This window comes from Mycobacterium gordonae (genome assembly GCF_002101675.1).
Lineage (GTDB): Bacteria > Actinomycetota > Actinomycetes > Mycobacteriales > Mycobacteriaceae > Mycobacterium > Mycobacterium gordonae.
The window spans coordinates 20349-38789 of record NZ_LQOY01000069.1; the positions used below are offsets into that span (position 1 = coordinate 20349).

18 protein-coding genes are annotated in these 18441 nt (G+C 64.7%); 2 read left to right on the top strand and 16 right to left on the bottom strand.

The window, feature by feature from the left end:
- Nucleotides 1–71 precede the first annotated feature (71 nt).
- The 10 genes from AWC08_RS10790 to AWC08_RS10835 form a co-directional block, all read right to left on the bottom strand.
- Nucleotides 72–1622: an MCE family protein gene (locus AWC08_RS10790; RefSeq protein WP_065136383.1), complete on the bottom strand. Its 1551-nt coding sequence runs from the start codon at nucleotides 1620–1622 to the stop codon at nucleotides 72–74.
- Nucleotides 1616–2761, bottom strand: a complete 1146-nt coding sequence (locus AWC08_RS10795; protein ID WP_065136382.1) for a virulence factor Mce family protein — start codon at nucleotides 2759–2761, stop codon at nucleotides 1616–1618. The genes AWC08_RS10790 and AWC08_RS10795 overlap by 7 nt, the downstream gene beginning before the upstream one ends.
- Entirely contained in the window at nucleotides 2758–4311 is a 1554-nt protein-coding gene (locus AWC08_RS10800; protein WP_372511548.1) for a virulence factor Mce family protein, read from the bottom strand. The genes AWC08_RS10795 and AWC08_RS10800 overlap by 4 nt, the downstream gene beginning before the upstream one ends.
- 29 nt (nucleotides 4312–4340) lie before the next feature.
- On the bottom strand, nucleotides 4341–5762 hold the full coding sequence (locus AWC08_RS10805; protein ID WP_082986657.1) for a virulence factor Mce family protein: 1422 nt from the start codon (nucleotides 5760–5762) through the stop codon (nucleotides 4341–4343).
- Nucleotides 5759–6799, bottom strand: a complete 1041-nt coding sequence (locus tag AWC08_RS10810; protein WP_065136380.1) for a virulence factor Mce family protein — start codon at nucleotides 6797–6799, stop codon at nucleotides 5759–5761. The genes AWC08_RS10805 and AWC08_RS10810 overlap by 4 nt, the downstream gene beginning before the upstream one ends.
- Complete coding sequence (locus tag AWC08_RS10815) at nucleotides 6796–8103, bottom strand: MCE family protein (RefSeq protein ID WP_065136379.1); 1308 nt, start codon at nucleotides 8101–8103, stop codon at nucleotides 6796–6798. The genes AWC08_RS10810 and AWC08_RS10815 overlap by 4 nt, the downstream gene beginning before the upstream one ends.
- 5 nt (nucleotides 8104–8108) lie before the next feature.
- The gene (locus AWC08_RS10820; RefSeq protein ID WP_065136378.1) at nucleotides 8109–8969 is read right to left on the bottom strand and encodes an MlaE family ABC transporter permease; all 861 of its coding nucleotides are present in this window, start codon (nucleotides 8967–8969) and stop codon (nucleotides 8109–8111) included.
- Between the two features lies 1 nt (nucleotide 8970).
- Nucleotides 8971–9765 (bottom strand): MlaE family ABC transporter permease, encoded by a 795-nt coding sequence (locus AWC08_RS10825; RefSeq protein ID WP_065136377.1) that lies wholly within the window; start codon nucleotides 9763–9765, stop codon nucleotides 8971–8973.
- Between the two features lie 470 nt (nucleotides 9766–10235).
- The gene (locus AWC08_RS10830; RefSeq protein ID WP_065136376.1) at nucleotides 10236–10907 is read right to left on the bottom strand and encodes a TetR/AcrR family transcriptional regulator; all 672 of its coding nucleotides are present in this window, start codon (nucleotides 10905–10907) and stop codon (nucleotides 10236–10238) included.
- 179 nt (nucleotides 10908–11086) lie between these two features.
- On the bottom strand, nucleotides 11087–11404 hold the full coding sequence (locus AWC08_RS10835) for a hypothetical protein (protein WP_232007904.1): 318 nt from the start codon (nucleotides 11402–11404) through the stop codon (nucleotides 11087–11089).
- Between the two features lie 305 nt (nucleotides 11405–11709).
- On the opposite strand from AWC08_RS10835, the gene AWC08_RS36405 reads away from it, so the two are divergent.
- Entirely contained in the window at nucleotides 11710–12027 is a 318-nt protein-coding gene (locus tag AWC08_RS36405; RefSeq protein WP_069433926.1) for a hypothetical protein, read from the top strand.
- Nucleotides 12028–12095: 68 nt separating this feature from the next.
- On the opposite strand, the gene AWC08_RS10845 is transcribed toward AWC08_RS36405, so the two are convergent.
- Together AWC08_RS10845 and AWC08_RS10850 are read right to left on the bottom strand one after the other, a co-directional pair.
- Nucleotides 12096–12533: a DUF4189 domain-containing protein gene (locus tag AWC08_RS10845; RefSeq protein WP_069433925.1), complete on the bottom strand. Its 438-nt coding sequence runs from the start codon at nucleotides 12531–12533 to the stop codon at nucleotides 12096–12098.
- Nucleotides 12534–12636: 103 nt separating this feature from the next.
- The gene (locus AWC08_RS10850; protein ID WP_069433924.1) at nucleotides 12637–12984 is read right to left on the bottom strand and encodes a hypothetical protein; all 348 of its coding nucleotides are present in this window, start codon (nucleotides 12982–12984) and stop codon (nucleotides 12637–12639) included.
- 410 nt (nucleotides 12985–13394) lie between these two features.
- Here AWC08_RS10850 and AWC08_RS10855 point away from each other — a divergent pair, with 410 nt between their 5' ends.
- Nucleotides 13395–14018, top strand: coding sequence for a DUF305 domain-containing protein (locus tag AWC08_RS10855; RefSeq protein ID WP_069433923.1), 624 nt, complete (start codon nucleotides 13395–13397; stop codon nucleotides 14016–14018).
- A gap of 15 nt (nucleotides 14019–14033) precedes the next feature.
- Here AWC08_RS10855 and AWC08_RS10860 read toward each other — a convergent pair whose 3' ends face one another.
- The 4 genes from AWC08_RS10860 to AWC08_RS10875 form a co-directional block, all read right to left on the bottom strand.
- A complete protein-coding gene (locus AWC08_RS10860; protein WP_069433932.1) occupies nucleotides 14034–15260 on the bottom strand; it encodes an MFS transporter in 1227 nt (408 codons plus the stop codon).
- 52 nt (nucleotides 15261–15312) lie between these two features.
- Nucleotides 15313–16497, bottom strand: a complete 1185-nt coding sequence (locus AWC08_RS10865; RefSeq protein WP_083271180.1) for a PLP-dependent cysteine synthase family protein — start codon at nucleotides 16495–16497, stop codon at nucleotides 15313–15315.
- 100 nt (nucleotides 16498–16597) lie between these two features.
- Nucleotides 16598–17065: a putative copper homeostasis (lipo)protein LpqS gene (gene lpqS, locus AWC08_RS38110; RefSeq protein ID WP_232007903.1), complete on the bottom strand. Its 468-nt coding sequence runs from the start codon at nucleotides 17063–17065 to the stop codon at nucleotides 16598–16600.
- 82 nt (nucleotides 17066–17147) lie between these two features.
- On the bottom strand, nucleotides 17148–18278 hold the full coding sequence (locus tag AWC08_RS10875) for a PPE family protein (protein WP_069433922.1): 1131 nt from the start codon (nucleotides 18276–18278) through the stop codon (nucleotides 17148–17150).
- Between the last annotated feature and the right edge of the window lie 163 nt (nucleotides 18279–18441).

Below are 18441 nucleotides of genomic sequence, written 5' to 3' on the forward strand. Positions count from 1 at the left end.
CTCACCGCGCTCGACCGAAGCGGCCGATGGTCACCCGACCATTATATGACTGTACGTGCGGTCAGTGTCAATCAGTTGTGCGGCGACAGCATGTCCCGCCATCCGTCATCCCCGGTACGCGTGGAGTTCTCGACGGCGTATCTGACTCCGTCGGGCCCGACGAGTTCACCGCGCTGCGGGCTGTAGACGGCCACCGGTGGTTCGTTGCCGGTGTAGACGCAGGGATTTGGCTGCTGTCCGTTGCACACCACGGAGCCCGAGCCCGGACGTGACAGCGGGTCGCTGACCGGCGGCGGTGTGCCCGGCACCCGGTCCGCGGGAGCGGGGTTCATGCCGTTGTTGATCGAGGGTGCGGGTATCACCTGACCCGGCTTCACCGGTTGGTCGCAGCGGGCCGCTGCCGCCGGGCAGGTCAGGATCTGATTCGGGTCGCCGTACCACGGGTTGGTGCCGGCCGGCTCATAGGGTTTGGAGTCACGGCATTCCCGTGGCGTAGCTGCCCGTTTACCCGGCACGTCGACACACGGCAGGTTCCGCGCTCCGCGCACTGCGTTGGCCGGCGTTTCCTGCGGGATTTTGCAATACGTTCCGGACGGCATCGGCGCCAGGCTGGTGTCCGCCGGCGACCGCCACTGCGGAGCGGGCAGGAAACCCGTCAGACAGGGCGGCGGCTGGTTGATCGTCAAATGCGTACCGAGCGAGGCGAAGCCGGGAAACGCAGACGTCACCGTCTGACCCTCGGACGCGCCCTGCGGGTAGGCGACCAGCAGCTGCTCGACACCCTTGTGGTAACGCTTGAGCATTTCCAGCACGATCTCGAGATTCGCCAGGGTCTGCGGCAGTGACTCGCGAACGTCGTTGAACACCGCGTTGACCAGATCGGTGGTCGGCGTTGCCTGGTTCAGGATGCTTCGCACGTGCGGGTCGTTTTCCGCCGCCTGCGCGGCCAGGGTGTCCAGGTTGTGAGACCAGCGCCCGATCGCGTCGCCCGACTCGACCTGGCTGTCGATAACGGGTCCGGAGTTCTGGATGATGTCATCGATCTCGGAAATGTTGGCTTTGAGGTCACCGGCGATCGCTTGGGTCGCATCGACGAGTCGTTGCAGCGCAGGGCCCAATCCACCCACGGCCTGCGCTGTTTCGTCGAGTATCGCCGGGATCTTGCCGGCGGGCAGCGCGGCCAGCCCGCGGTTGGCGGCGTCCAGCGCCGGCCCGATCTCAGAGGGTACGGTGCCTTTGGTGATGGTCTGTCCCGGCGAAAAGTACCTAGCCGGATTGCCCGACGACACCAGGTCTAGATACTGCTCGCCGACCGCCGACATGGAACGCACGTTCGCCGACGCGTCGACCGGGATCTTGAAGCGGTCGGCGATACTCATCCGCACCAACGCGCCGTTCTCGGTGGGCTCGACGGAGGTGACCGTGCCGATGGTTTCCCCGCGATAGGTCACATTGGAAGTCCTGTACAGACCACCGGATGTGGGCAGGGTGGCGTTCAGCGTGTACTGACCGATGCCTGCCGCGGTGGGAATCCGTAAGTAGTACCAGCCCAACGCAACTGCGGTAACCAAACTCAACAAGGTGAACAGGAATATCTGGCGCCAGATGAAGCGGGTCAGCATTGCCGGTCCGCCCTTTCGACCAGCGGGCCGCCGGGAGCGTCATTGGGGTTCGGCGTGTACCGGACGTCGGGGATCATCGTTTCCGGGTCACGGCCCCAGGATTGCTCAAGTGCGCGCAGCGCTCCGGAGAAGCCCGTCCCGGTGAGGACCGCGTTGTCGACGGCGCTCATGGTGAGGTCGAGGGTGAGCGACAGGTTGTAGTAGTCGCCGCGGAATGCCTTGGGCACGGAGTCGACGTCGAACGGCCGGACCAGCATCAGCTTCAGCGCCTGAATGAGATACGGTGCGGCACGGCCGAATTCCCGCAGCGGACACTGCAGCGCCACCAGGTCCTGGTGCAGATCGCCCCGCGACGGAGACAGGTACTGGTTGGCAACCTCGCCGAGCCGTCCCACCGAGTCGACCGCATTGATCAGCAGGTGCTGCTTGTCCGCGAAATGCTTGAGTAGCGGCGGGAATTCGGTGAGTACCCGGTCCAGGACGTCCGCGCGATGACCGACGTAGGCCAACAGCCGGTCGCTGGAGTCAATCGCCCGGGTGATGTCGTCGCGTTGCTCGTTGAGTCGGGCGGTGAAAGTGTCTAGCTTGCCCAGGAAGGCCCTGAGTTCGTTGGCCCGGCCGTGCAAGATGTCGTAGACCTCGTTCTGCAACACTTCGACGTTCGGCACTCCGCCCCCGCGCAAGATCATGGCCAGACTCGCCAGCGTCTGCTCGGTCGTCGGATAAGTCGACGAATTCTTCAGCGGGATGGTGTCTCCCGGGCGCAGCGGTTCGGGAGACGGATTCGGTGGCGCGGCCAGTTCGATGTGCTGTGAGCCCAGCAGGCTCGTCTGGCCGATCTTCGCGGTGGCGTTCCTGGGCAATTTGATGCCCTTGTCCAGTCGAAGCGTCAGGGTTGCCACCCAGTTCTTCAGTTGGATAGAGCGAACCGTGCCGACGAACACATCGGCGACCCGGATCCGGCTGTTGGTGTTGAGCGCCAGCGTGTCGGCCATCTGCACGTAGACGGTGTAGGAACCCGGCCCGCTGCCGGGGCCGCCTGGCATCGGAATATTCGCCACGCCACGCCAATTCGCGCACGACGTCAGTGCCAGCGCGGCGAGGAGCAGCGCCAGGGTCTGCCGGAGACGTGCCGTCATGAGCCCGCCCCCGTCGCCACGGCCGCCTCAGCGGGTAACGGCGGTCCGGGAGCCGCCGGCGTCGGCGCGACCGGCCCCGGGATCACTCCTGGCCCCGGTGGCGGCGGCGGGATCGGCACCTGCGGCGCCTGCAGACCGATCGGCGGCAATACCGGGTACTCGTCGTAGGCGTTCGGCGGGCCCGGTGGAGTCTGCAGCCCGGACTGCGGGGGCGCGATGTCGGTGCCGCCCATCAGTTCGGCCAGCGACTCCGGGGTCAGCAGTCCCGCTGTGATCGGCCCTACCTGAGCGCCCTGCATGCCCGGCGCGACCACCCAGCCCGGCTGGGTGTTGCGGTGCGACAACGGGGTGTCGGGAACCCAGATCCCGGGCACCGTGGTGTCTTTGTACCCGTTCGGCGGCTGCAGCCGCGGCTCGGAGTAGGCGACCTGCTTCGGCAGCGTCTCGGCCGTGCTGAACAGGTTGAGGCCGAAGGGCAGGTAGTTGAACTTTATCGCATCGAGCACCGGCGCTAGGTACTGCGCGCACAGTTCGGCCGAGTCCTGATAGCCCAGCCGGCTGCCGGCCTGAATCATGCTGCACATGAATTGCATCGGGTTGGCGAAGTTCGGGATGGCCGGAATTGACATGACCGCGCCGTGGGACGGGTGGTAGATCTGGCTGAGGTTGGTTTCCAGCGTCGGCAGCACGTGCAGCGCGGTTTCCAAGCCGTTGAGCGGCTCGGGTTGAACCAGCGTGGTGGTCAGGGTGGACAGGTTGTTGATGTCTTGGGCCAGCACCTCACGGTTCTCGGTGAGGAACGGGCGCAGCGTGGCGAGCAGCCCGTCGAACTGCTGGATCGCGTCGGCGAGCGCGCGGTCGGAACTGGTGAGCTTGTCGGTGAATTGGGCCAGGTTGGTGTTCAGCGCGACGAACTGCTTGTCGTCCTTGTGCAGGGCGTTGACGAACCGCGCCAGACTGCGCACCACCGCGAAGAAGTCACCACGGCCTTCGTTCAGGGCGGTGAGCGCCCGGGACAAGCTGTCCAGCGTGGTGTTGAACTGCTTGCCCTTGCCGGCCAGGCCATCGGCGAAGGATTCGATCAGGTCACCGAACGGGCCCTTGGGCTGCTCGGGGGTCGGACCCAGCTTGTCGATGATGTTGGCGACGCTCGAGCGCAGTTCATCCCATTCGGTCGGCACCTGTGTGCGCTCGATGGGAATCACCGCGTTATCGGTCATGACCGGACCGCCGCGGTAGGGCGGCTCCAGCTGAATGCTGCGCGACGCCACCAGTGTTGGGTTCACGATGACCGCGGACGCGTTGGCGGGCACCTTGTACTTGTTGGCGTAGTGGAACGTCACCTTCATCTTGTCGCCGGCCGGCTCGATGGAGTCGATGGAACCCACACGCACGCCCATGATCTGGACCTTGTCGCCGGAGTACAGGGCGATCGCCGCGGGCAGGTAAGCGACGACGGTGTTGTTGCTCACCTTCTGGTAGAGCTGCCAGCCGACGAAAGCGGCGAGCAGTCCCACGATCACGGCCACTGACGCGACGACGTTGCGCAACCGCGGCCGGTGTGCAGCGAAATTGATGCTCAACTCTGGCCTCCCGTGGTGCCTTCGGTGCGCGCGCCGGGCGGCGCGTTGGGCGGCAACGGCACCGGAGTGCCCGGCACGTCCGGCGGCGCCTCGCCGGGCCGCCCGGCGATCGGAATCCCCGGTGTCGGAGGCAGCCCGTTCGGGTTCGGCGGCGAAGTCTGCACGTCGAGCGGGGCCGGGAAACTGCCGCCGAACGGTCCCACGTCAACCCCCGCGCAGGGCAACGGATTCCACGGGCGCGGCAGCGCGTCGGCCGCTGGGGTGTACGAACATGGCGATCCCGGCGGGACGGCCGGCCCCGGATGCTCGGGGGTGCCTTCCAACACCGGCGGTGCGGGCGGCGGCGCACCGTTGGGGAACCGGGTGCCGTTGGGGTCGGGGAACCGGAAGGCGGGCAGGCCGGTGCTGCGCCAGAACTCTTCGGGATCCAGACCGCGCTTCTTGAACGCGGCATCGACGAACGGCTGCAGCATCCAGTACGGGAGCAGGTTGGACAGCACGATCTTGAAGTACGGTCCCGACGCGACGGACTCCCCCAGCGATGCCGCGAATGAGCTGACGAAGGTGAGGGTTTGAGCCAGGTCGTCTTTACGCTGCACCAGCACATCGGTGAGGGTGTGCAACTGCTCCAGTGCCGCATTCAAGTTCGGGTTGTCGTTGATGAATCCCTTTATCTGCTGTGCGACGCCCGAAATGTTTTGCAGCAGAGCGTCGATGGCCCGTCCGCGTTCGTTGAACGCGACCAGCAGCGCCTTGGCGTTGACCAGCAACCGGTTGATCTGTTCGCTGCGGTCACCGAGCACGCTGGCTACCTTGTTGGCCTGCGCGAGCAGATGTTTGATCTCGTCATCGCGCTTGCCGATGGTGTCGGAGAACCTGGCCACGCCGTCGAGGGCGGCACTGATGTGCGGGTAGGTCTGGTCGATGGTCTCAGACAGCACATTCAGCGACTGTTTGACGGTGTCGATGTTCCATCCCGTTGCAGCCCTGACGATGTCGAAGTTCGCGTCGTAAAGCTGGTAAGGCGTGGTGCTCTGGCCCAGCGGGAGCACACCCCCGGGCCGCAGAACTTTCGTTCCTCGCGGCTCGATCTCGAGCACCTTCTTACCCAGGATGGTGTCGGTCTTGATCGCCAGCCGGCTCTCGGTGCCGATGGTGTTGGCGCCGATGGAGAATTTGATCAGCACGTGGTCGCCCTCGACGTCGATGCTCTCCACTTTGCCGACATTGACACCGGTGATGCGCACCTTGTCGTTCTTGTTCAACTGACCCGATTCGGTGAACTGCCCGAAATAGGCCGGGGCTGCGAACATCATCGGGACGCTGGTGAAACTCTGGCCGACGAGCACGACGAGCACCAGCACCACGATGCCCATCAGCCCGACGCGGTTGCGGTTGAATTCCGTCAGTGTCCTCATTGGGGCGTGCACCTGCCCGTGGGCTGCTGCCAGATCCGGACCGTGCGAACCGGCCCGCCGCCCTGCAATCCGTTCCACCGGATCGAGAGGTCGCAGACGTAGAAGTTCACCCAGTCGCCGTAGAGACCGATGCTGCGTCCGATCAGGTTGAGCGCGGTGGGGGTCTTGTGGATGAGGTCGCTGAGTTGTTCGCGCTGATCGATGAGCGGCTGCTGGAAGGCCTGCAGGTAGTTGATCTCCTTGTGCAAAAGCGCGCGGTTGTCCGCCAGTAACTCCGACACCGTTCCGGCGGCGTTGCTGATGTTGGCCAGGCCAGCGGCCAGCGAATCGGCATGGTTCTGCAGACCGGTGATCAACCTTTCGAAGTTGTCCACCGTTTCGTCGAACTCCTGGCGATGCCTGACCGTGGTGTCCAGGACGATGTTCAAGTTCTTGACCACCTCACCGATCGCCTGGTCGCGTTCAGCGATGTGCGCGGTCAGCTGCGCCGTCTGATCGAGGATGTCGTTGATGGTTCCGCCCTGACCCTGGAAGACGGTGACAATGGCCGAGGCGATGGTGTTGACCTTCTCCGGTTCCAGCGCCTTGAACAGCGGCTTGAATCCACCGATCAACGCGTCGAGGTCCAGGGCCGGTGAAGTGCGGGAGAGCGGGATCAGCCCGCCTGCGGGCAGTATCTGGTCTGCGCCGTCACCCATGCCTCGTTTGAGCTCGACGAAGCGATTTCCGAGCAGGTCGAGATAGCGGATCTGCGCAGTGGTCGACTGGTACAGCTGGATCGAGCGGTCGACGGCGAAGTCAACCCGCACCCGGTTGCCACCATCGATCAGGTTGACGGCTTTGACCTTGCCGATCTCCACTCCGGAGGCGCGCACGAACTGGCCGTCCTTCAGGCCGCTGCCATTGGCGAACTCCGCGGAATAGGTGTTGGTGCTGGTGAAACGCATCTGCGCGAACACCACGACGATCGAGACGACGATCAAGAAGAGCACCAGCGAGACGATGCCGAGTTTGATTGCGCTACCGGTGATTTTCATGGGTTGATCGTGTTGTCCCCGACTTGGCGGCCCCACACGTACTCGAGTGCGTATGGCGAACCGGTGTCCACGTGGTTGTACGGTGCGAGACTTGCGCCGGTGTCGACCACCAGGCTCGGCGCCGGCCAGAAGTCATGGTTGATCGGCTGCCAGCAGCCCGGCGCGCCACCCGGTCCACCACGGGCGTTCACCCGCGGAAGATTCTCCGGATAGGTGTAGGGATTCGGTGCTCCGCCGACCAACCCGGCCACTTGGAGGAGGCCTTGGGTGAGCACTGTGCCGGTCAGCCCGGGCAGCGTCAGGATGCCGCCCAGCCCGGACGTCAATTCGGTCATGGTTTTCAGCCCGTACCCGTTACCGCCACCCGTGGTTGCATAGGCTGCTGGCTCGGCGTCGCGATAATTCCTTATCGTGCAGAATATTTCGGGACTGTAGGTGTCGAACAGCTGGGCGGTGGGGAGCAGATCGGAGATGCCACGTTGCAGGTAAGGCCCGCCGCGCTCGAAGATGTCTGCACCGGTGTTGCCCATGCCGGCGGCAGCGAGCAGCGCGGAATCCAATTCTGCTTCCTGCCCGTGCAGCGTGCGGGCCGTGACTACCGCGTGATCGAGGGCGTCCAACAGATCCGGCGCGGCGTTGTTGTAGGTGTCGGCCAGGGCGGCGAGCTGCTGAATATCGTGGCGCACCTGCGGCATTCGAGGGTTGATGTCATCAAGGACGGCGTTGACGTTGACAATCGACTGCCCGAGTTTGTCGCCCAACCCGGCCAGGGCCTGCGCTGCCGCGGACAGCGTGAGGTTCAGCTTGACCGGGTCGACCTTCTCCGCAATCGCGGTGAGGGTCTCGAACAGCGTATTGAACTCGGTCGTCACCGACCTCGCATCGATCTCGTGTTCCGATGAAATACGCTGCGGAACAGGATTTTTCGGAGAGCTCAGCGAGACATACTTATTGCCGAAGACGGTGGTGGCCTTGATCTTGGCCTCCACATTGGCCGGAATCAGCCTGATGTACTCCGGTTTGACTTCCATAGAGAACTTGGCCACCGGCACGCCGTCGCGTTGGATCTCCGAAATGTTGGTGACACGGCCGATTTCCACCCCGTTGTAGGTGACCTTGGATCCCGGGTCCATCACCAGGCCGGCCCGAGGGGCCACCAGCGTCAAGGGCGTCTTCGGCGTCAGCTTGCCCCGGAACTGAAACCAGACGAATCCCAGCACGATCGAGGAGACGACCAGGAACAGCACCGCCGCCGTTTTGTAGGGCGGGATGCGCGGGGGGTTCTCCTTCACCGGGGCTGTCATGTCGCCTACACAGTGAGGTTGAAGTTGGGGTTCTTGCCGTAGACCGCCATTGCGGTCAGCACGACCACCACCACGATGGTGATCAGCGACAACCGCATTGACCGGCCGACCGCCTCGCCGACACCGACCGGACCGCCGTGTGCGGTGTAGCCGTAGTAGGAGTGGGTGGTCATGACGACCACCGCGACGAGGATCACCTCGGCGAACGACCAGCCGACGTCGTTGAGGCGCAGGAAGGTGTGGAAGTAGTGGTTGTAGGTGCCGGCGGATTGTCCGTACAAGAACACCGTGGTGACCTGTGTGGAGACGAAGGCCATGGTGATCCCCAACGCGTAGAGGGGGACGATGACGATGAGACCCGCCACCACCCGGGTGGACGCGAGGTAGGCGACCGACCTGACACTCATCACTTCCAGCGCGTCGATCTCTTCACTGATGCGCATGGCGCCCAGTTCGGCGGTGGCGCCGGCGCCAACGGTGGCCGCCAGCGCCTGCCCGGCGGCCACCGGCGCTACGAACCGGACATTGACCATGGCTGCCAGGAAGCCGGTGAAGGCCTCGACACCGATATTCCCCAGTGACGCGTAGCCCTGGATCGCGACCAGCGAACCCGCGGACAGGGTGATGAACCCGACGATGGCGGCCGTGCCACCGGCCACGGCCATCGCGCCCGTACCCATCCCCATCTGGGCGACCATCCGCACGAGCTCTTTGGGGTAGCGGCGCAGTGCGAACGGGATCTGGGCGACCGCGGTCACCGCGAACCAAACCATCTGACCGAGCTCCAGCAACAGCTTGGCCGGGACTTCCCCGTAGCGACCGAGGTTTGCTCGTGGGACTCTGAGATGGGTTGTGGCAGTAGCCATATCAGCGTCCCGTCCCGAATCTGACGCCGATCGTGGTCAGTGCCGCGTTGACGGCGAACAGCGCGATGAAGCACAGCACCACGGTCTCGTTGACGGCAGTGCCCAGACCCTTGGACCCGCCTCGGACGATCAGCCCGCGATAACACCCGACGAGGCCGGCGATCAGCCCGAAAGTGGCGGCCTTGATATTGGCGATCACCACTTCGGGCAGGCCGGTAAGGGCGGTCAGGGTGGAGAGGTAGGCACCGCTCGAGACGTTCTGCAGGTACACGCTGAACAGGTATCCACCACCCAGTCCGACGGCGATCACCAGTCCGTTGAGCAGCACGGCGACCATCGTCGAGGCGACGACGCGGGGCAGCACCAGCCGGTGGATCGGATCGATGCCGAGCACCTCGAGCGCATCGATCTCCTCGCGGATGGTCCGGGCGCCCAGGTCGGCACAGATCGCGGTGCCCCCGGCGCCGGCGACCACCAGCACGGTCACGATCGGGCCCAGCTGGGTGACCGCGCCGATCCCGGCGCCCGCCCCGGAGACGTCCGCCGCGCCGAACTCGGCCAGCAAGACGTTCAGCGTGAAGATGAGCAGCACGGTTTCGGGGATCGACACGGCGATGGTCGGAAGCAGCGACACCCGCATCAGAAACCAGCCGATCCAGATGAATTCGCGCCATTCGAACGGCCGCTTCAAGGCCTTCGCGGTGAGCACACACATCCGGAAGAACCCGCCGGCGACCTCGGTACCCGGCCGGATCCTGCGGCCGACGCGACCGGCGACGGTGTGCGAGGCGGTCATCGGCCCGAACTCCCCACGGTGTCGAGTGCGCTGACATGGCGGCGACGAGAATTGTTGGTGCGCCGACTTATTCGAGCGTCCCGCCGCCAAAGCGCCTCGTCGGGAACGCCATTTAGGCGCCCAACGTGCTCCAGGTGACCGGCAGTTCCGGTCCCCACCCTTCGGCCCCATGCCGCCCGCGTATGCGCCACGCGGCAACTATGGCACTAGACCGTACGTGCAGTCAACAGATCCGCGGCGACTGCTGAGGTGCCAGATAATGACGGGCGGGGTCGCTGGGCGTCACTCACCGCTCTTGCGCCCGCTGAGCTGGGCATTTGCGCATCTATGCCGCTGCGCTTGGCCGCACTGTTGAGCGCGGGGCCGCAGCAACGCCACGCGGCAAACTATACGTACAGTCAATCAGCTCGAAAGCCGTCGCCCGCGGACCAAATCCTCAGCCGGTTCGAGATTTTCGGTGTCTATACCGATCAGTTCCGAGCGCCGGTGACCACACTGAGGCACTCGCGCACCACCGAGACGACGTCTGCTGCGGGGCTGGCCCACTTGTTGAGCCCCAGTCGGTCGAGCAACAACCCGCCGAGGAACACGTCGACAAAAGCCGCGCCTACCCGTTCGGGGGTCCGGGAGTCATTGGGGTCGAACCACACCCACATCCATTCGAGCGATCCCCACAGCTGCAGTGCCGCGAGATCGACGTCCACACTTCGGAATACGCCGCAATCAACTCCGTTGCGGATCTCGTCGATGGTGAGCGCCTGCAGTTGATGGCGCAATTTGCGGACCTGCTGCATTGCCGGGTCATCCGCGAGCTGCACCACCTCGCGCTGGCTTGCGACCGTGGCGTCACGGGCCATCACCTGCAGCAGCGCGGACGTGAAAATGATTGCAGCAATGCGCTCGTGCGGGGCGGCAACCCGATCCCACACCATCTGCAGCACATCGAGCTGACTGGCCAGGTGTGCTTCGGTGAGCTCCCGCAGCATCTGTGCTTTGGTCCCGAAGTGGTGGACGATGGTGCCCTTGGACATCCCGAGTTCGTCGGCGATATCGCCGATATTGGTTCTCTCATAACCACGTTCGGCGACGTAGCGGACAAACGCGTCGAGAATCTCGCTGCGTCTGCCAGGTGATCTGGGCATTGAAGACCTTCGGCGTAGACTAACCGTACGAACGGTCTATCATAACCATCGCCGTGTGAACATCCCCCAACGACATCCGTGCCGAAATTGCTCGATGCGATAGCAGGCGCGCGGCCAGCCTGGGGCATCGCCGCGCAGAATCGCTCAAGACGGTTCCGGCTCGGAACCCCCTCTTCGGATTACAGAGCTTGCAACGGCCTACTGCGGTTGGTTGTGTCCGGCGCGGTGACGACGAACATGTTGGCGCCGGGAGCTGACTTGATTTCGCCGGCGGTGTACATGGTCAGGAGTTCTCTGCCGTCGCTGTCGGCGATGCACACATAGGTGTCGGTCTCAGGGTCGTAGTCGAAGCCGTCCCAGGCCAGAACGAACGCCAGGCAATTGCCGTCGCGGTCTGCGACCACAAGTTTGTGCGCGCCGGACTTCTTGAGTAGATCCGCGTCCTGCGCGCGCCGCTGTGAGACCCCGTTCTTGTGCATCGGTACGCTGTTCAACATTCGTGTGCTCCCTTAGCGAGGTTGTCCCCGCCCGGTTCGGGCGCTCCATTTATCCCGACTTGGCGGTATTTGGGACATTACCTCTGCAAACGGACTGCTAACAGGGCATTAATGCCCCCGTCAAGGGGCCATTGGTTGCCTTCTGGAGCCCGGGTGCGGCTGTTCCCCCACCGGTTCAGGCCAGGCATCAGGCGGCCGAGCCTCCGGCCCGGCCGCCGTCTTTGCGCCGGCGAAGATTTGGGTAACCAGGCACTGGCGCAGCAGCGTCAGGGTCGCATCAGCCAGCACACGGAAGGGGCTTGTCAATGGGACGTCAAGAGGGCGGTCGCTGGGATGTCGGCGCCGAGAACAACGCGGTTCACCTCGAGCGCATCTCCGACGACGACGAACGGCTGTTCGACGATTGGTTGACGCCCGATGAAGCCCGCGCTTTGGCCGGACTATTGAACAAGTACGCGGACAGGGTCGAGGCTTCGGAAAACTCCGCCAGCGAAGACGACGAAGACGACGACGACGAGGACGACGAAGACGACGAAGACGACGAAGACGACGACGACGACGAGGAAGACGAGGACGACGAGGACGGGGAAGCCTCCGAGAAGTCCGGCCGATCGTCGGATTGAGTACCGCCGACCGGCGCGTCGGTCAAACTACGCCTCCTTGCATCGGAGGCCGGTCAGTACCTCGTCACTCAGTTGCAGACCGAGTTGACGACCCTGCCGCCACCGAGCCTGTTCAACGCATCCTGCTCGGCCGCTTGCCGTGAAAGTCCGGTACCACCTTGATAATTCGCACCGTCAGAGGCCACCGCGCCGCACAGATTGAAGCTGATGATTACCCTGCAGTCCTGTTCGCCGCACTGTGCCAATGCGACTCGTTCAGCTTGTGACTTGACCTGGTAGCCCCGCGCTGCGCCCCAGGAGCCGCTGCCCGGCGAGTACGCGATTGCGCCGTAACGCATTACGTGCGGCACCGGCATTTCATTCGCCATGCCCATCTCGGTCATCGCCGCATTGTCGAGCGTGGCGCTTACCTGAGGAACCAGCGGAAGCACCAAGATCATCAGACCCGCTGTCGCGCCCAGGCTGGCGGCGGCAAACCCGACTTGCCGCCGGCGTTTCTTGTTCATTTCCAACCCCTTTCCCGAGGGTTTAATCGGCCGGAACCCTCTCCGGCCAAGCGTGAGGCGACTCCGCTGGTGCGTCGAGGTAGGCCCCAGCAGGTCCGGCGGGTTAGGGGTGTGGCGCCGGTTGTGGTGCCGGCGTTGTCGATTGATGCGGCTCCGTCGAGGTCCCCGGGCCCATCATGCCGGGCCGCATACCGCCGCCGGATCCCATCATCGGACAACTGCTCTCGCCCATGCCCCCGCCGGACGACCGGTGACCGCCGTTGGGGCCGTCCGTGGCCCGGCCCAGGAAAAACCCCCAGAAGAAGATCACGGACACGATGAAGAGAGCACCGGCGGCAATCGCCACCACGGACCAGATCTGATCCACCCGGCTGGGGCGACCGTACTGATCCGAAGAGGAGGGCTGCGCCGCGACCACCGGCGGCTCGCTGGACTCAGGTGTTTGCGTCATGCTGAGCAATTTTGCCACGGTATACCCTTGGGGGGTAGGGACCAAAGTCACTAAATCCGGCGGCCTTGCCTATTCACGCTTCCCTCAGCGACGACATATCGATGGCTTTCTGGGTTCCTGAACAGTGTTTGATGCAAATGATGTGCAGGTACTCGGGGGCAACGGGATCACGGGTGGGCCTGGACTGATTCAAGTGGTCTCTCTCACGTGAGTTGCCGCGCAATCGGGGTCAAGACACCGCCGAACCAGCGTACTACGCCGTCGTATTCGAAAGATGCTCGCCCGCCGACCGTTTGGACCCGAGAAAGCGGGGTAGGCGTCTGACAAAGTCAATTTCATGAACCCGGCGCTGTGGTATAGATTATACCTATACCGGGTATTGTGCGAGGATTCGTCGAAGGGACACCAGGGTGAGCAGGGGAAAGACATTGACGACCGCCGCGGCCGCGGTTGCCGCGTTATTGGCATTGACCTCGTGTAGCAACGCGAACCATCAGGCCGGCAGCACCACCGCGGCCGGGTCATCGGCCGCCTCGAGTTCGGCGGCGAACCCGCAAGCGCACAACGCCCAGGACGTCACGTTCGCCCAACAGATGATTCCTCACCACCAGCAAGCAATCGAGATGAGTGACATCGTGCTCGGCAAACAGGGCATCGATCCGCGGGTGATGGACTTGGCCACCCGGATCAAGGACGCTCAGGGACCTGAGATCCAGGAGATGCAGAACTGGCTGAGCCAGTGGGGCCAACCGACGATCGCGTCGATGCCGGGAATGCCCCCTCACAGCGACATGCCCGGAATGCCCGGAATGATGCCCGAGCGGGACATGGAAGCGCTCAGGGACGCGCAGGGCGCTGCCGCCAGCAGGCTTTTCCTCACGCAGATGGTGCAGCACCATCAGGGGGCAATTGCCATGGCGCAGAACGAGATCAAGCTAGGCCAGTACTCCCCCGCCATCGCGATGGCCCACTCGATCGTCGACAGCCAGCAGCAGGAGATCAACACCATGCAGGCCATTGTGAGTTCGCTGTAGCAGCGGAAGACTGCGTCAGCGCGCCACCGGCTCGTCTTCGGGGGTCGCCGTCGCGCTCTGGGGCCGCAGCAGATCGCCGGCGTCGAGACGGTGCAGACCCAGAGCAGCAAAGATGCCCACCAGAGTCAGTCCCGCCCACACCAGCGCGCCCATGCCGGCCTGCCGTGCCGCACCCATAATCGCGCCGGTAGCCAGGTTCCCGAGCAGAATTCCGACGCCGATGACGGTGTTGTAGAAGCCGTAATGCGTGGCCAGCAGGCGACCTCCGGCCAATCTCATGACGGTGTCCATTTCGAAAGGAAACACGGCCGCCGAACCGATGGCGAGCATGACCGCTGACCCCAGGAGCGCGGCGACGGCTGCAACCGTCCCGAAGCGGCCGGAATCGGGCACCAGTGTCAGTGGAACGAATGCCGCTGCCAGAACGGTCAACCCGACCGCCAAGCTGCGCCCGGGTCCCCACTGCGCGGCGAACCAATTGGTGATGCGCATCTGCCCGGCGACGGCGACAAGAGCTGAAAGGACGAAAATCGCTGCCACCAATGAGGATTGATGACGCGGTGACAGGATCGCCGCCTGCATTGGCAAGGCGAGGTACACCTGGAAAGACAACACGTAAGAGCCGATCATCGCCGCCGCGAAGAGCAGGAAAGACCGATTGCTGACCACCGATCGCCAGTCGTCGAGAATGGAAACTTCCGCGGGTGCGGGATCGGCGCGGTGCGGAGGCAGTGCGAAGAGTTGCGCTGCGGTGAGTATCGCGAAAACCGCCGCGGCGGCGGCTGCCGTGACCCGAAAATCAATGGCGAGCAACATGATGCCGACCAGCGGGCCGAGCAGGATGCCCGCTTGGTAGAACACATTGAACACGGCGAACGCCTCGACTCTGCGTTCACCGGCCTCGGCGGCCAGATAAGCGCGCACCGCCGGATTGAACAATGCGCCGGCGAAACCGGTGGCCGCTGACGCCACCAGTACCGCGGGAAGAGAGTGGGCCACGACCAGCAACCCGAATCCACCGGTACGCAGCAGACAACCGACCACAATCAGCGGCTTGTAGCCGAGGCGGTCGGCAAGGGTTCCCCCGACGATGAACATGCCCTGCTGGGAAAAGTTCCGAACTCCCAGGACCAAACCGACCGCCCACGCCGCCATCCCGAGAGGTCCGGCGAGATAGTCGGCCAGATACGGCATCAGCATGTAGAAGCCGACATTGATCCCGAACTGGTTGATCATCAGCATCCGACTGGGCCAGTCGAAGCTGCGGAACTGCGCGATGAACTCCACTACCGCATCACCGGGTGGGATCGGTCACCGCGGCGCACCGCGTCCACGACTGCACCACCCGGTCCGACGGCTTGGCAATCACCGCCGGTTCGGTCGGCGGCGCCACATCCAGCAGATCGTGCTGGCGGCAGTAGTCGTCGTTGTAGATGGTGTCGAAGTAACGCAAGGGCCCGTCTGGGAAGATCGCGGCGACGCACGTTCCAGCAGGGTGAGTGCGGGCGGCCCACCCAGCGACCAGCGCTACCGCGCCCACACTCCACCCGCCACTGGAGTAGTAGGTGCTGGCCAGCGCGCGAGCGGCCCACACCGCCTCGGCCGGAGCCACCCAATGCACTTCCGCGAAAGCGGGGTAGTCGACATTGCGCGGGTAAATGCTCGAGCCCAGCCCCCGCATCAACCGCTTTGCCGCCGCCGGTTGCCCGAAGATCGTCGAGCCGACGGTGTCCACCCCGATCAACTTGAGGTCCGGGTTGAATCGGCGCAGCACCCGGGCTACCCCCGCCGAATGACCACCGGTTCCCACCGAGCACACCAGGACGTCGATCTTGCCCAACTGGTCGACGAGTTCGTAAGCCAGCGGCCGGTACGCGTCGACGTTGTCGGGGTTGTTGTACTGATCGGGGTTCCAGGCCCGCGGATCGGCGGCCATCAGTTCGGCCACCCGGTCCTTACGAGCCTGTTGCCATCCCCCGGATGGATGTGGCTCGGTGACCAGATCGACGTCCACCCCGTACGCCGCAAGCATGCGCTGCACGATCGGCTCCATGCCGGGGTCGGTCACCAGGGTGACCGGGTGGCCGTACACCTGCCCAGCCAGAGCCAGTCCCAAACCCAAGGTACCGCTTGTTGATTCGACAATCCGAGCGCCCGGCAGCAAGTCTCCGCGCGCTCGTGCGCATTCGACCATGTGCAGAGCGGGGCGGTCCTTGATGCCGCCGGGGTTGTTGCCCTCCAGTTTGGCCCAGAAACCGCGGTCGTCGGTACCGAACGGGGCCCCGACCCGTAACACCTGGGTGTTGCCCACCAAAGCCCGCGCCTGGCGATTAGTGGCGGCCGACGGAGCACACCTCTCGGAGTACAAATGGGACGCCGTGCGCCGCCCCGCAATCGAGCGCCAGGAGTGGTGACGCTCGGCGGAATCACTCGACAGCTCGAAACGCTCGCAGTTTTCCAAGGACAGAAGATTGTTCATTGATCGTCGCTTTCGCCGGTGGCCACCCTGGGTGGCCTCGAATATCGGTCAGCTGTCATCGGGTCGCGGTGCCGCTGCACCACGACCAGACGCTGAACGATCAGCGACGAGCTACGCAGAAACGCGTCGAGATATCCTGCCCCGCAAGCGCAGAGGCGAGCGTCCTCGGCGGACCCCGACCCGCTGGGGCGACCAGACTGGCCAGCATCGTGGTGATCGCGACAACCGCTGCCGCGACACCGAACGGAACCAGGGTGGTCGACGAACGCGGTAGAACCGCGATCGCGAATTCGTTGTGACAGTGTCCGGATGCGCCGTTGAGCAGGTGCGCATGGTTGGTGTTCACCGAGGCTTCGCCACCCAGCGAGGACAGCAGAGCATGCGGCGGGTGCGGTGCGTGTGTCTCGGAATGCAGCATGGCGGAGTGCCCGAATAGGAGAGCGAGTAGCACCACGACGACCGCGGCGGTCCAAGTACGCCAACGCGGCTGCTTACCGAAGACCCAGCCTTTTCGGCTTGACATCGACACGGGCGCCATGACCTCGCCGGCCGCCCGTGAGAACCTCATACCCCCATAGGGTACTCCTGCAATCGGGCCGCTACAACCACGCGGCGGTTGCGGTTTGGTCGCAAGACGCGGTCTCATTCTGTTATCCGATGGCCGGCCAGCGCGGAACCATCGCCGGTCGTTCCAGAAATCGCGGGTCAGGCACAATGCCGGCCACGCCGCGTCCGGTAGAACCCGCGAGCGGCAACCCGCCCAACATGCTTCCCGGCCCGTCGGTGGCAGCCACCGCAGCGCCCGGGCTGGTGCCCGCCAACGCAGTCGCTGCCCGGGCCGGAATGGCGGTCGTCCAATTCTGCGGCACCGACAACGCCCCGACCAGGCCCGCCCGGCCGACACCGGCCGACACTGCCGCGCCGCCGCCTGCCAACCCCGTCAGGCCCGGTCCGAGTGCCCCGGAAGTCCCGCCGGCGATCGCCGGCGCCAGTGCGGCGGCGGCCGCCGGAATCAGACCCTTGAGTTTTTCCGCGGAGGATAGACCCGCACTGGCAATCCAGGCGGTTGAGCTTGTCACCGACAGCAGCGGAGTCACCGAACTCAGCGCGGACCCTGACATCAGCGGCGAGGCGAGTTGCTGCAACGCCGTCGGCAGTGCCGAGGTCAGCTGACCGAGCACCGCCTGGACGTCCGTCACGGCGGAATTTTCGGCCGTTTTCGCCACAACGGCGCTCTGCTGGGCTAACCCCGACAGGTTGACGGTCTGCTGCGGTGAGGTGAACGGTGCCAGCCTTGACGCGGCAGCAGAAGCTCCGGCGTAGCCGTACATCGCCGCGGCATCCTGGGCCCACATCTCGGCGTACTGGGCCTCGGCGGCCGCGATTGCCGGGGCGTTCTGGCCGAAGACGTTGGTGGCGACGAGTGCTATCAGCAGGCTGCGGTTGGCCGCGATGACCGGTGGCGGCACCGTTGCCGCAAACGCCGCCGCGTAGCACCCGGCGGCGGCCCGGGCCTGATCGCCCGCCTGCTCGGCTTGGGCGGCGGTCGTGGTCATCCACGCCACGTACGGCGCAGCCGCCGCAGCCATCGCCGCTGACGCCGGGCCATACCATGACAAGGCGCCCAATCGAGAGATGACGGACGCGTAACAGGTTGCGGCTGAACTCAACTCAGCCGCTAGATGTTGCCAAGCGGTCGCGGCGGCCAGCATCGGCGCGGAGCCGGGGCCGCTATACATTCGAGCGGAGTTGACCTCCGGTGGAAGATTCCCGAAGTCCATGAGAGTTCCCTTCACGGGCGACCGTGACTGCGGGGGCTCTGCGGTGCGCGGAAAGCGGGTTCAGGGCACCGGTAGCCGCCATGCGCATCATGCGGTCGTCGCTTCGTGGGGCCGCGACGCGGAGCGCGCGGACATTGAACGTGGGCCAGATTCACCGGCCGCC

What these genes read in the sequence shown, in the direction of transcription:
- AWC08_RS10790 (WP_065136383.1), bottom strand. Translation starts at nt 1,622, where the DNA reads ATGCTGACCCGCTTCATCTGGCGCCAGATATTCCTGTTCACCTTGTTG.
- AWC08_RS10795 (WP_065136382.1), bottom strand. Translation starts at nt 2,761, where the DNA reads ATGACGGCACGTCTCCGGCAGACCCTGGCGCTGCTCCTCGCCGCGCTG.
- AWC08_RS10805 (WP_082986657.1), bottom strand. Translation starts at nt 5,762, where the DNA reads ATGAGGACACTGACGGAATTCAACCGCAACCGCGTCGGGCTGATGGGC.
- AWC08_RS10810 (WP_065136380.1), bottom strand. Translation starts at nt 6,799, where the DNA reads ATGAAAATCACCGGTAGCGCAATCAAACTCGGCATCGTCTCGCTGGTG.
- AWC08_RS10815 (WP_065136379.1), bottom strand. Translation starts at nt 8,103, where the DNA reads ATGACAGCCCCGGTGAAGGAGAACCCCCCGCGCATCCCGCCCTACAAA.
- AWC08_RS10820 (WP_065136378.1), bottom strand. Translation starts at nt 8,969, where the DNA reads ATGGCTACTGCCACAACCCATCTCAGAGTCCCACGAGCAAACCTCGGT.
- AWC08_RS10825 (WP_065136377.1), bottom strand. Translation starts at nt 9,765, where the DNA reads ATGACCGCCTCGCACACCGTCGCCGGTCGCGTCGGCCGCAGGATCCGG.
- AWC08_RS10830 (WP_065136376.1), bottom strand. Translation starts at nt 10,907, where the DNA reads ATGCCCAGATCACCTGGCAGACGCAGCGAGATTCTCGACGCGTTTGTC.
- AWC08_RS10835 (WP_232007904.1), bottom strand. Translation starts at nt 11,404, where the DNA reads ATGTTGAACAGCGTACCGATGCACAAGAACGGGGTCTCACAGCGGCGC.
- AWC08_RS36405 (WP_069433926.1), top strand. Translation starts at nt 11,710, where the DNA reads ATGGGACGTCAAGAGGGCGGTCGCTGGGATGTCGGCGCCGAGAACAAC.
- AWC08_RS10845 (WP_069433925.1), bottom strand. Translation starts at nt 12,533, where the DNA reads ATGAACAAGAAACGCCGGCGGCAAGTCGGGTTTGCCGCCGCCAGCCTG.
- AWC08_RS10850 (WP_069433924.1), bottom strand. Translation starts at nt 12,984, where the DNA reads ATGACGCAAACACCTGAGTCCAGCGAGCCGCCGGTGGTCGCGGCGCAG.
- AWC08_RS10860 (WP_069433932.1), bottom strand. Translation starts at nt 15,260, where the DNA reads ATGCTGATGATCAACCAGTTCGGGATCAATGTCGGCTTCTACATGCTG.
- AWC08_RS10865 (WP_083271180.1), bottom strand. Translation starts at nt 16,497, where the DNA reads ATGAACAATCTTCTGTCCTTGGAAAACTGCGAGCGTTTCGAGCTGTCG.
- lpqS (WP_232007903.1), bottom strand. Translation starts at nt 17,065, where the DNA reads ATGAGGTTCTCACGGGCGGCCGGCGAGGTCATGGCGCCCGTGTCGATG.
- AWC08_RS10875 (WP_069433922.1), bottom strand. Translation starts at nt 18,278, where the DNA reads ATGGACTTCGGGAATCTTCCACCGGAGGTCAACTCCGCTCGAATGTAT.